At 41.4% G+C, this 15,083-nt stretch carries 2 protein-coding genes; both read left to right on the forward strand.

Translation table 11 applies throughout. The features are described 5' to 3' along the window. Nucleotides 1–12: 12 nt before the first annotated feature. Nucleotides 13–6,600, forward strand: coding sequence for an amino acid adenylation domain-containing protein (locus WKR92_RS02420; protein ID WP_375556240.1), 6,588 nt, complete (start codon nt 13–15; stop codon nt 6,598–6,600). A gap of 10 nt (nt 6,601–6,610) precedes the next feature. Further along, on the forward strand, nt 6,611–15,013 hold the full coding sequence (locus WKR92_RS02425) for a non-ribosomal peptide synthetase (protein ID WP_375556241.1): 8,403 nt from the start codon (nt 6,611–6,613) through the stop codon (nt 15,011–15,013). Nucleotides 15,014–15,083: the final 70 nt, after the last annotated feature.

Raw genomic sequence — 15,083 nt, forward strand, 5'->3', positions numbered from 1 at the left:
AAATAAAGGAAAATGGGTAACAGTACATTCCAATACAAAACCATTGTCGACTTGTTTAGAGAACAGGTTGACCGGGCCCCCGATAACATTGCGGTTGAATTTAACGACGAGAGCCTTACCTACCGTCAACTCGATGAAAAATCAAATCAATTAGCTCATTATTTACAATCCGCTGGCGTCGGCGAAGAAACCCTTGTACCCCTTTGTTTAAACCGCTCAATGGACATGATCATTGGTGCCTTGGGTATCCTAAAAGCAGGAGGAGCCTATGTTCCTATTGACCCGGAATACCCGATTGATCGGATCCTCTACACCATACAAGATACCCAAGCCCGTGTAATCATCACTGAAACTGGCACTTTACTATCTGCCACAGAAATAGAAAACACCCAAACTATTTTATTAGATCGCGAAGATGCAAGTATCGGCAAGCAAGCAATTAGCTCTCCCGAAGTCACCGTCAAGCCCGAAAACCTTTGCTATATAATCTATACATCCGGTTCAACTGGAAGACCTAAAGGGGTGATGATCGAGCACCGGAACGTAGTTAGGCTCTTTTTCAATGATTCGCCTTTATTTGACTTTAATGAGAATGATATTTGGACCATGTTCCATTCATTCTGTTTTGATTTTTCGGTATGGGAGATGTATGGTGCATTATTTTTCGGGGGAAAAGTAATCGTAATTCCTAAAAGTACGGCTCAAGACAGCGCTGCTTACGCAGAACTTTTGGAGATAAAGAATGTCACCGTCCTTAACCAAACACCGTCAGCCTTCTATCTTCTCCAAGAACATATTTTAGATAGAAAACCCAATTTGAACATACGCTTCATCATATTCGGTGGGGAGGCACTCAATCCCAGCAAACTAAAACAATGGAAAGAAACGTATCCAAAATGTAAATTAATTAACATGTATGGCATCACCGAAACGACTGTACATGTTACTTATCAAGAAATAAGTCAAGAGCATTACGAAAGCAGTAAGAGCGTTATCGGCAAACCTATTCCAACCCTATACACCTACATCTTAGATGAAAATCAAAAACAAGTTCCTTATGGAGTTGAAGGAGAACTTTATGTCGGTGGCGCCGGATTAGCGCGTGGTTATCTTAACATGCCCGACCTGACTTCCGAGCGCTTTATCCTTGATCATCTCGGCTCGGAACCTTCAGCAAGGCTTTATCGAACAGGTGACTTAGCTAAAATGCATGAAAATAAAGAATTAGAATATCTAGGAAGAATCGATGATCAAGTCAAAATACGCGGATTTAGAATCGAACTTGCTGAGATCGAATCTGTTCTTCTCGAAATACCGACAATAAACCAGGCTATTGTTCTTGCCAACGAAGATCAGGCTGGTAACAAACGACTAGTCGCATATTTGGTGACAGAAGAACAGCTAGAAAACGATACAATTACCAATCATTTAGCTACTAAACTCCCCAGCTATATGATTCCTCAACTATTCGTTCCTATCGAAAGCATACCGCTTACATCAAACGGCAAGATCGACAAAAAAAACCTGCCAAATCCAGATGCGTCAGATTTAATAAAAACATTGTATGCTGCTCCGACCAATGAACTCGAAGCAAAATTGACGAAGCTTATCAAAAATATCCTTCAAGTCAACCGGGTTGGTATTGACGATAACTTCTTTGAATTGGGAGGGAATTCCTTATTAGCACAAAAAGTGATCTCCAACTTATCGGAAATAAACGTCAAGCTGCCAATCACAAAACTTTATCAATATCCCACCGTCAGAAAACTTGCCGGTGAGCTCCAGAAAGACGAAAAAACAACACACACGAAACGGAAACCCAGACCGGCCCAGAAATCAGACGTCGCCGTTATAGGTATGGCTGGACGCTTTCCTGGAGCCAGTACCATCAACGAACTCTGGCAGAATTTGAGGTACGGAAAGGAAAGCATTACATTCTTTTCAAAGGAGGAACTAGACCATTCTCTTCCGCAATCTCTGATAGAAGACGCTGACTACGTAGCCGCACGTGGCGTTATTTCCGATGCGAAGGTTTTTGACGCAAATTTCTTTGAAATCAACACCAAAATCGCGGAGGTGTTAGATCCTCAACACCGAAAGTTCCTTGAAATCTCATGGGAGGCGTTGGAGCAGGCAGGCTACGCATCCTGTGCCGGAGAATCGATCGGCGTTTATGCAGGATCAAGCAGCAATACCTATTTCAATAACAATATCTATCCAAACAAAGATCTTATGGCGCGGGTTGGAGACTTCCAAGTTCTTACCTTGAGCGACAAAGACTTTCTCGCTACCCGCGTTGCCTATTGTTTTGACTTAAAAGGTCCGGCCCTTACCGTTCAATCTGCCTGTTCTACTTCCCTACTTGCCATCGCTGAAGCAGTAAAAAGCATCAGATCAGGTCAGTGCGATGTCGCTTTAGCGGGTGGTGTTGCCATCAACTCCCCTATCAATAGTGGCCACCTCTATGAAGAGGGGTCGATATTAAGTTCCGATGGTCACTGCCGTACTTTTGATGCGGAAGCCAAAGGCACCGTGTTTAGTGATGGGGCGGCGGTTATTCTTTTAAAAGACCTAAAACAAGCCGAAGAAGATGGAGATTTCATCTATGGCGTGATTAAAGGAATTGGCATCAATAACGACGGTGGCGGTAAAGGAAGCTTTACGGCGCCAAGCTCTGAAGGCCAAGCAACAAGTATCCTGAATGCACTAGAAGATGCTCAAGTTGACCCAGCAAGTATCTCTTATGTTGAAGCCCATGGAACCGCTACACCGATCGGCGACCCGATTGAAATCGAAGGGCTGAACATTGCTTTTGGAGAACAAGAGAAGAAACAATATTGTGCCCTCGGTTCTATTAAGAGTAATATGGGACATTTAACTCAAGCAGCTGGTGCTGCAGGTTTCATCAAAACAGTTCTCTCGCTTCACCATCAAGAATTACCACCGTCTATCAACTTCAGTAAAACCAACCCACATCTGAATCTCGAAGAAAGTCCTTTTTATGTAAACGATCAATTATCCAAGTGGGAATCTGACGGCATCAGACGAGCCGGCGTCAGCTCCTTTGGTGTAGGCGGCACCAATGTCCATGTCATACTAGAAGAATACCAACAAACAGAAAAAGAAAGCTCGGCTGGTCGCCCGTATGAGCTGTTAACTTGGTCCGCTAAATCAAAAGAGAGTGTTGATGCATATGCAGAAAAACTCAAAGATCATATCCAAGAAAACTCAGATCTTAATTTGGCGGACGTAGCTTACAGTCTACAGACCAGCAAGGCGACCTTTAATCATCGTCGATTTGCAATTGCCTCAAACAATCAAGATTTAATCGAAAAGCTCAATCCTCTATTCCAGTCGGCCGATACTAAAAATTTAAAAGAGAAACCCGGCAACCTCATATTTGTATTCCCAGGTCAGGGGGCTCAATACATCAATATGGGTAAAGAGCTGTACACAAACGAAGCGATATTCAAAGAGGCTGTCGACGAATGCGCCGAGTTATTGAAGTCCGAATTAGGAGAAGATATAAGGGACATCATCTTTACTGACAGTGAGAATAAACACAAAATTGATACGCTCAACAATACCTATTACACTCAACCCGCATTGTTCGTAACCGAATATGCACTTGCTAAGCTTTGGATGTCCCTAGGTGCAGAACCAAACTGGTATATCGGTCACAGCATCGGCGAATTCGTAGCAGCCCATTTAGCCGGCGTCTTCAGTTTAAAAGACGCATTGCACCTCATTGCCAATCGCGGTAAATTAATGAGCAGTCTGGCTGCCGGAAGCATGTTAGCGGTTCGTACAAACCATAAAAACATCGAAGGGTTCCTGCCGACTGAATTATCACTCGCCGCAATCAACAGCCAACATCTATGTGTAGTAGCAGGTCCATCAGAAGCTGTGCAGAAATTTATACACACGCTCGAAGAAAACGAAATAGTATCTAAATTACTGCACACCAGCCATGCTTTCCACTCATCGATGATGGATGAAATCGTTGAACCATTTGCTGAGCTAACACGATCTCTGACCTTAAATGTCCCACAAAAGCCCATTATCTCAACCGTTACCGGCACCTGGCTAAAAGACTCCGATGCAACCGACCCTATCTATTGGGCAAAGCATTTACGGTCAACGGTACGCTTCTCCGATGCCGTCCAAACAGCTTTAGAAGAAGAACCCAACTCTTTATTTATGGAAATAGGGCCGCGGAATGGTTCCACGACTTTAATTCGCCAACATATTCAAAAACAGAACGCAACTGCTATTGCGGCACTTGAACATCAAAGCAATCAGAATGAATACGTCTCATTCCTAAGAGGTATCGGCCATGCCTGGCTCAATGGCTTAGAAATCGACTGGCAAGCATACTATTATAATCAAAAACGAAAAACCGTCAGCACGCCGACCTATGCTTTTGAAAAGAAAGAATGTTGGGTGGAACCGGTCACTATCCTGTCAGCTGCGCCTGCTACACCGTCAGAACAACCAAAAACTCAACAACCCGTGACAAATCAAATTTCGACACCACATTATAACACCGAAATGAGAAAGACTCAATTAATTGAAAAAATCAAATCAATACTTGAAAATGCATCCGGCATAGAAACAGCCGGCATGAATTCCGAATCAAGCTTTTTTGAAATCGGTCTTGATTCTCTTCTATTAACCCAGGTAGCACTTACTCTCAAGAAAGAGTTTAAACTACCTATTACCTTTCGAAAACTTACAGAGGAATACGATAGTCTATCAGCTTTAGCTGATTATTTAGATGCAAATTTGCCCGACGATACCCAGCCGAATATACCAGCAGTACCAGTGAATGTACTTGTACCGTCTTCATCTACACCCAATCTACAAGCAACCGACCTTACAGCAAGCGACAATGCGATTGGCTTAATCTCTCAACAGATCAATTTATTAGCTCAGCAAATTTCGCTTCTTCAAAATGGCAGTACTTCCAATCATAATGGTCATTCGCTAAAAGTTGCATCAAATCAATCTTCAGATTCAGATATTACGCCAGAGGAAGCCGTTGAACTGAAAAAACCGTTCGGTGCTACCGCGAAGATCGACAAACAAAGGGCAGATCTTTCAGCGAGCCAACATCAATTCTTAGAAAAATTCATCACACGCTATAACCAAAAAACCACTAAGAGCAAGGCTTACACCCAGCAACACAGAAGACAGATGGCAGATCCGCGCGTCGTATCCGGTTTCCGTCCCCTCACCAAGGAAATGACCTATCAACTCGTCGTAGAAAAATCAAAAGGCAGCTATCTATGGGATATTGATGGCAATCAATACATCGATTTGCTCAACGGCTTTGGTTCCAACCTACTCGGCTATCAGCCGGACTTTCTCAAAAAAGCATTGATTGATCAAATTGAGAAAGGGTATGAAATCGGTCCACAGCACGTACTTGCAGGCGAAGTCAGTCAGCTAATCTGTGAGTTTACAGGTCATGACCGTGTAGGTCTATGTAATACTGGTTCAGAGGCTGTTCTGGGCGCTATGCGCATAGCCAGAACGGTTACCGGTAAATCGTTGATTGTAGCCTTTACAGGATCATACCATGGCATTGTTGACGAGGTACTGGTTCGCGGCACCAAAAAACTAAAGAGTTTTCCTGCTGCATCGGGGATTATGCCTGAAGCAGTACAAAATATGCTGATCCTCGATTATGGTACCGAGGAAAGCCTTCAGATTATAAAAGACAGAGCAGATGAAATTGCCGCCGTTTTGGTTGAGCCTGTTCAAAGCAGAAGACCAGAGTTTCAGCCCATTGAATTTCTCAAAGAATTACGAAAGACCACAACCCAAAAAGAGGTTGTTCTGATTTTTGATGAAATTATCACCGGTTTCAGAATGCATCCTGGAGGAGCGCAAGCTCTCTTTGGTATCAAAGCAGATATAGCGACCTATGGAAAAGTTGTCGGCGGCGGTGTTTCTATTGGTATCATCGCAGGCAAAAAAGATTATATGGACGCCCTAGATGGCGGTTATTGGGAATACGGAGACGATTCAGCTCCAGAGGTTGGCGTAACCTATTTTGCCGGCACCTTTGTTCGCCATCCCTTAGCGCTGGCTACTGCCAAAGCTAGTTTATTGTACATGAAAGAACGCGGGCCAAAACTCCAAGACGAGCTGAATCAAAAAACAAAAACCTTTACAGACAGGCTTCAAAGAATCTGTACAAAGTACAACCTTCCTCATTACATCGTCCGTTTTGGTTCTCTATGGAAAATCAAGTATAAAGAAGAGTATCCTTATAGCGAACTTCTGTTCGCCTTAATGAGAGAAAAAGGAGTACACATTCTGGATAGTTTTCCATGTTTTATTACTGAGTCGCATACGACCGAAGAGTTATCGAAAGTAAGTGCTGTATTTGAAGAATGCATATTGGAATTGCTTGAAAATAATCTTATTCCTGTCGAGAAATTATTAGAAGAAAAGGTCTTGGAAAACACAATCCATTTCGCTGATGAACCACCGATTGAAGGAGCGTTATTAGGAAAAGACGCGGATGGCAATCCCGCTTGGTTTCTACCAGATGACAATATCCCTGGGAAATATTTACAGATCAATCTTTAAACGAGACACAATGGAACTTACGCAAAATATAGACAACAAGACAATTGATTTACAAGAAGTAGATTTCGACCCATTTGCCGGACCAAAACTGGTTAAAGTCATTCCTACAACTCAATCACAATTAGAGATCTGGCTTTCCTGCATCATGGGCGGTGACGATGCCAACCGATCTTATAACGAATCTATCTCTCTGAAGCTAAAAGGCGACCTAAACAGACAGGCCATTAAAAGTGCTATCAATACCTTACAAGATCGTCATGAAATTTTACGCTCCACATTTAGTCCCGATGGAAAATCCATTTGTATCTACAAGCCATTCCCAGTCAGCCATACTTATCGAGATCTCTCCGAAAAAAATCCGGAAAATCAGCAAAAGGAACTCGACAAACTTCATAAAATCGACGCTGAGTCAGTGTTTGACCTCGTCCGCGGCCCTTTATTACGAACTTATTTAATAAAAACCACAGAACAAGAACACATACTGAAAATTAGTGCTCATCACCTTGTTTGTGACGGATGGTCATTTGGTATTATATTAGAGAATATCAGCGCCATCTACAATTCTCTTGTCGGAAATGAAAATATCGCGCTTGAAACCCCGATCCCATATAGCCATTATGCCCAAGAAATTCAAGAACATACCTCTTCAAATGAATATAGGGAGATAGAAGCTTTTTGGTTGAATCAGTACAACGATGTGCCAATACTAAATTTACCGACCGATCGTGTCCGTCCCCAAGTTCGTACATTTAAAAGCCACCGAGCCGATTTTTCAGTTCCCAAAAGCATCATCGAATCACTGAAGAGTTTTGGTTCAAAAAAGAAAGCAAGCCTCATCACGACGTTGATAGCAGCTTTCGAGAGCTATCTTCATCTACTGACAAAGCAGAACGATATCGTGCTCGGCCTGCCCGCTTCTGGCCAATCTGCTACGGGCAATTACGAACTAGTAGGGCATTGTGTTAATCTCCTCCCTTTACGAAGTAAAATAAACGGAGACGAGAGTTTCATGGATTATCTTGATAAAAGAAAATCAGAGATTATGGACGCCTATGATCATCAGCAGTTCACATTTAGCAGCCTTCTTCAGAAATTAAATATTGCCCGTGATAGTTCCCGTATACCCTTAGTACCGGTCATCTTTAATGTTGATATGGGGATGGACGCCAATGTTTCGTTTAGTGGTCTAGAGCATGAACTATTTTCTGACCCCCGCGCCTATGAGAATTTTGAAATCTTCCTGAATATTACAGGCACCGAACAAAAACTCAATTTCGAATGGTCTTACAACTCGCTCCTCTTTACCTCCGACACGATCGAAAAAATGATGAGTGAATTTCAGAGTTTGCTTGAATGTTTAATAGCAGAACCGTCTATAAAAATCAAAGACATACACATTTCACGAAACAGGAGCCTATTAAGAGACCTTGATCAATGGAATAACACCGTGGTTACTTACCCAAAGGACAAGACCGTAGCTGATCTAGTTAATGAAACTGCAATCAGATACCCTTCAAAGGCAGCCATCATTTTCAATGACCAAGAAACAACCTACACCGAGCTTAACCAACAGTCGAACCGAATTGCTCATTACCTGATCAATCAAGGGGTCAAAGAAAACGATATTATAGCATTAGTTGCCGACCGGTCTCCTGAAATGATAATCACACTGTTAGGTATTATCAAGTCAGGTGCCGCTTACCTACCCATTGACCCCCAGTACCCCGAAGGAAGAATCCAGTTTATGTTAGAAGATTCGGGGGTAAAATATGCTCTTGTTTCTCAAACGCAGCAGGCCACTTTACATACCGCGGCGACTAAGCTCATTATTGAAGACTTATTACTTAGTCTCCAAAACACATCCAGTTCATATCCATCGCTCAATCTGACCGCCGATCGCACAGCTTATGTTCTTTATACATCGGGCTCGACCGGCAAACCAAAAGGAGTACAAATAAAGCACCCTAGTTTAACAAATTTCCTATTAAGCGTTCAAAAAGAGCCTGGCATCAAAGAGAACGATGTTTTGCTGGCAGTTAGCACCATCTCGTTTGACATTGCTGCCACCGAAATCTTCCTCCCGCTTATTTCCGGAGCATCTGTTTACCTTGCAGATACCAACTCAACCAGAGACGGCCGGGCTCTCTTTGATATTGTCCAAAACAAAGGTATCAGCATCATGCAAGCCACCCCATTAACGTGGAGGATAATGCTCGCTGCAGGATGGAACCAGAAACTACCTTTGAAAGTTATTTGTACGGGTGAGGCCTTCCCCAAAGATCTTGCTGAAACACTTCTTCTGAAGAGTTCAGAAGTTTGGAACGGTTATGGCCCCACTGAAGCCACCATTTGGGCTAGCATAAAAAAGCTTAGCGTTTCCGATGAATTAATTACCATTGGCAATCCCATTGCCAACACCCAACTATACATTCTAGATGAACATCTTTCTCCCGTGCCCTTAGGTACTTCTGGAGAGTTGTACATTGCCGGCGACTGCCTGGCCGATGGTTATCTTAACCGCCCTGACCTTAGCGATCAAAAATTTCTTCCAAATCCTTTCAAACCCGGAACCAAGATCTACCAAACTGGTGACCTCGGTTATCGTCTTCCCAATGGCGAGGTCGTTTGCCTCGGTCGTGCCGATGCCCAAGTTAAAATAAGAGGTCATCGAATCGAGCTCGGTGAGATAGAATATAATTTAATTCAGCAGGCTGGCATCAAGGAAGCGGTAGTCGTTGCAGATGGAGATGATAAAGACAATCAACAACTGCTAGCCTATGTTGTCCCGGATGAAAAAGACAGCTCCGGCTGGATGGAACGGTGGGATGACCTTTATACATTAGGTATAAAAAGTGAGGAATCAGTCCCGCTTGAAGATCAAAATCTAGATATCGCTATTATTTCCCAATACAATAACCAAGAAGACATCAAAGAGCATGGTCGTGAGTGGACCCAAGAAGGACTAAAACGTATTCGTGCTTTAAAAGCAAAAAAGATCCTGGAGCTAGGTACCGGCGGCGGACACCTTCTTTTTGAACTGGCACCTAATGCCGAAAAATATATCGCCACGGATTATTCTGATGTTGCAATCAGCAAGTTAAATGACAAGTTGGCTTTGAATAAGGAAAGATGGAAACACGTAAACGCATTTAGAGCACCTGCTGATGACTTCTCATCCATCCAAGAAAAAGACTTCGACCTTATTTTTTTCCATGGAGTTGTTCAATATTTTCCGACATTGGAATACCTTGTTAAGGTTCTTGAAACCGCTGTTGACCACCTTCGAGATGGCGGCTGCATCCATATTGGAGACTCGCAAACGCTCAGTGCAATCAGCATGCACTTTGCTACCGAGCAACTCGCACTTCTGCAAGATCAGGTATCAGTGGATGAGTTTGAAAAAATAGTCAGGTATCAAACAGAGAAAGAAGAAGAGATATCCATCGATCCAGGTTTCTTTTATTTCTTGCCCCAACTTATCCCCAATATCACAGCTGTTGACGTGCAAATTCGCGGAGGAGACTATTCAAACGAAGCAACCAAATGCCACTACGATATTTGGTTATACAAAGGTGAAAGCGTACCAAGAACAGTTGCAAATGATATCGTCGAGACATGGCATGAAAGAAGCTCTTTAGAATCTATTGACACTTTGTTAAGTGACCATAGCAATAAAGTCATTTTAATACGAGATATACCAAACCAACGTGTTGTAAAAGATTACGCACTAAGCCAAATCGTTAGAACCTTAGATAAGAACGATACTGTTAAAACCATCAAAGGGAAACTGCGAGCCATAAATCCTACAGGAATTAACCCTACGGAACTATGGCGTCTGGGTGAACAGCGGGGTTTTAAAACTCATATTCGATGGACTAACGACGCGTCAGATGGGAACATCGAAGTCGTGTTTATCCCCGTCAATTTGGGAGAATGCCTGCCTGATGCGCCTTCCCAACTAGTCATCACTTCTGAAAAAGAATACTTACGAGTAAAAAAAGATACCGTAGAAATCCTAAGCATACCTGATCACCAAATCCATCTTTGGAAAAATAAGTTAAAAGCACATCTCCCCGAATTCATGATTCCAAATGCTTTGATTGCACTTAACCGCTTTCCCACAACGGAAAACGGAAAAATAGATCGCAAGAGCCTACCTCAGCCAGCAAAAATCTTAGCTGAGACACAATCTAGCCAAGCGAAGCCCAGCAATGCAACTGAACAGTTGATTCATGACCTCTGGTGCAAACACCTTGATCTCACCTCTGTTGACATACACAGTAATTTCTTCGAGTTAGGTGGCCACTCTCTCATCGCCGTGCGATTGATGCTTGACTTAGAAAAAGAGACTGGGATTCGACTTCCTATTAGTGCATTATTTCAGAATTCTAGTATTGCAAAGCTAGCACAAAAGATCGTACTCAACGATGAACAGAAACTATCTGTTCAACCAAGTGCAACATCACTTGAATCGCAAACAATCACCGCCCCCACTACAAAACCTCAAAAAGAAATATGGACATCTTGCATCTTAGGTGGTGAAAACGCTAACAGAGCATATAATATTTCTTATGCTCAGAAATTATATGGAAAACTAGATTTAGAGATATTGAGATCATCTATTCAGGAATTGGTAAATAGACACCAATCTCTTCGCTCTACATTCAACGATGAGGGGACCGAGATCATAATAAATCCAAACGTCGTAGCAGATTACACTTTCTTTGAAATCAGTAATTTATCACCATATGAACAAAAAGAGTTTATAGACAAAGAGTTGCACAAGTGTGCAACTGACGTCCTTGACCTCCAACAAGCACCTCTATTCAAGGCGATTGTGATTCAGACAAGCCAAGATGAGCACCTGTTTATCATCTCCTTCCATCATATTATCTGTGACGGTTTCTCAACAAGTATTATCATGAAAGAGTTGAGTGAAGTCTATAACGCAAAGCTTTCTGGAACAAATCTTAAAATTGCGCCTGCAGTATCTCTCAGTGATTTTACGAATAAAACCGATAAGTATTATAAGTCGGATGAATACAATGAAACGATACGCTTTTGGATTGACCAATATCAAGGAGAAACACCTGTATTAAATCTTCCAACCGATTTTACACGACCTCAGAAACGAACATACAACGGTGCACGCGCTTATTTTCATGTCGCAAACGACAATATAAAAAAACTGAAAGCTCTGGCTTTTAACAATGGCTGTAGCTCAGCAATACTATTCCGATCCATCTTTGAAATCTTTTTATCCAGAATTTGTAACCAAAAAACAATTATAACCGGTTTACCAGTTGCTGGTCAGTTAAATGAGGAAAACACCAATCTTGTAGGTCACTGTGTAAACCTTTTACCTTTAAAAACTACTATAAATCCGAAACTAACTTTCGAGGCCTATCTTGCTGAAAGACGCGACTCTATTTTAGAAGTTTACAATCATTACAACATCACCTTTAGTGATTTACTAAGCAGCCTAAAATACAAACGTGATACCTCTCGACTTCCACTAACCCCTGTTTTTCTAAATATTAATTCAGACAAGTTCGAATTTGAGTTTATTAATTTAAAAAAAGAGACTTACCCTACCAAGAAGCTTTTTGAAACATTCGAAATCGCTTTAAATATTGACGATCTCACCACTGAAGTTGTATTCCGATGGGATTATAACACCGATCTGTTCAAATCGGAAACAATCGAAGAGTTCCAACGAGAATTTGAAACGCTAATTAATATTTTTTCAAACGAATCAAATATTATTATTGGAAAAATAGCGACAAAGCACGACAAAGAGTATGAAGCACTCTTAAAAAAAGTAGCTGACTGGAATAGTACCCAACAAATCTATCCCAAGGATAAAAATATTACAGCATATATAGACGAAATCAGTAATAGTTATCCGTCAAAAACTGCATTAACATACAACAATCAGCATATTACTTACCAGGAGCTGAATCTCCAATCAAATCAATTCGCTCATTTTCTAATTGGCGAAGGATTGAAAAAGGGGAACATCGTAGCTTTCATGTTGGATCGCGGCCCCGAGATGATCATCTCTTTACTCGGCATTTTAAAAGCTGGAGCAGCATATCTACCATTGGATCCTCAGTTTCCTAGCGACCGTACTGACTTCATGTTAACAGATTCAGAATCACAACTTATTATTACCTCTCAGAAATATCTTCATCGATTTAAGGATAAAAATGGTGTAATAACATGGGAGAATGTAGAGGAAAGGGTTTCTCAGGAATCCGACACATTGTCAGTTGTTAGTTCTAATGCACATGATCTCGCCTATGTTCTTTATACTTCCGGTTCAACCGGAAAACCCAAAGGAGTTCAAATTGAGATGCATAGTCTAGTTAACTTCTTACTTAGTATGCAAGAGAAACCCGGCATTTCTCTTAACGATAAGCTTCTTGCAGTAACAACTATATCCTTCGATATTGCAGGGTTAGAACTTTTGCTTCCTTTAATTTCGGGCGCTGAGATCGTAATGGCTGATTATGAAAAGAGCAGAAATGGAGTTGAACTATTAAATCTCCTAAATCAAAGCAATGCCAACATTATGCAGGCGACTCCGATTACATGGTATATGTTAATCGAATGCGGTTGGCAGCCTACAACAATGTTTAAAGCGTTGTGTGGAGGAGAAAACCTGCCAAAAGATCTTATTGAAAAACTACTAGCACTAGGGGTTAATCTTTGGAATATGTACGGTCCCACGGAAACTACGATATGGTCCTCTACAAAAAACATTACTTCATCAGAAGGAACGATTACAGTAGGAAAACCAATTAATAATACTGAATTCTATATTCTAGATGAAGAGATGAGACAGGTTCCGACAGGCACCGTCGGCGAAATATATATTGCTGGAGATGGACTGGCTCGTGGTTATCTAAACAGACCTGAATTAACATCGGAAAAATTCATAAAAAACCCATTTTCTATCAACAAAGATGCGAGAATGTACAGTACAGGTGATACTGGTTATTTCCTGGATAACGGAGAAGTAGTATGTCTCGGTCGCATGGATTCACAGGTAAAAATCAGAGGTTTTAGAATTGAACTTGAAGAAATCGAATATAACTTTAACAAATTACCCGGAATAAAAAAATGTATCGTTTCTGTTGATAAGGAAAATCCATATACTCCCCAACTGCGCGCTTATGTACTTTTAGATACTGAAGAAACAAAAATATCAGCAGACACCGTTATTGAATGGAAAACTCAATTGAAAACAATGATGCCGGACTATATGATTCCCACCTCAATCACTGCAGTTGATAAATTTCCAACGACAAATAATGGAAAAATTGATCGAAAGTCATTAGATAAGAGGAAACAAAATGAATCACAGTTCGCCGAAAAATCCGTAGTAAAGGTTAAAAACGAACTTGAGGAAACTGTCGCAAGAATATGGAGCGAACATTTATTAATTGATCAAATCGATCGAAATAGTAATTTCTTCGATTTAGGAGGAAATTCCCTATTAGCGATACGGACAATGCGGGCGATCGAAAATGAAACAGGTATTCGAGTTCCAATTAGTATTCTTTTTGAACATAGCACAATTAAAAGTGTAGCTCACTTTCTGTCGGATAGTAAACAAGAGAAAAAATGGCAATGTCTGGTCCCCATCAAACGAACGGGCACTAAATCGCCTTTATACCTTGTTCACGGTGGCGGCTTTAATATTCTGACATTTGAGCCTTTGAGCAAACACTTAGATCCTGATCAACCTTTATATGCCTTACAAGGACTCGGTTTGTACGATAAAAACACATTACTTCCTACCGTAGAAGAGATTGCCGCTTTTTATATCAATGAGATGTTAGAGAATGATCCAGTCGGGCCCTATCAGCTGGGCGGCTACTGTTCCGGTGGAATTCTAGCCTATGAAATGGCGGCTCAGCTTCAGGCGATGGGAAAAAAAGTTTCATTTCTTGCTATGCTTGATACGAACTATGATTATCCTCCATTAGGCGCAACAACCAATCAGTTAATTCTGCGTGACATCAAAAATATAGTATTGGCCGGAATGCATCTTATAAAATCGTCGCTACTTCATCCGCGCTTAACGTATCGATATATACGAAACGAAATCGAGAAGAAAAGCAAAATATTCCGAACAAAAAGCCACATATCATTTTATGAAGAAACTGTAAACGAGGCCTACGAGCAAGCTTTCAAAACTTACAAAGGGAAGCCACTAAATACTAAAATAACCTTGTTAAAAGCAAAAACCCGTGTGTTTTATGTCGAAGATCCTAAATTATACGGCTGGAAAAAATTAGCACTGCAAGGAATCGATGTGCACACAATGAAAGGAGACCATACCACGTTTCTAATGCCACCCAACGAAAAAGAATTTGCAAAAAAACTTCAGATTTTACTCAACTAAAATTATACCCATTAGTTGGTATTGCCCCTGCTGATGGCCGTCTGTACCTTTATTTATTGTTTCAGACGGC

Origin of the sequence: Albibacterium profundi (assembly GCF_042159835.1) — a bacterium.
In the GTDB taxonomy this organism is placed as follows: Bacteria; Bacteroidota; Bacteroidia; order Sphingobacteriales; family Sphingobacteriaceae; genus Albibacterium; species Albibacterium profundi.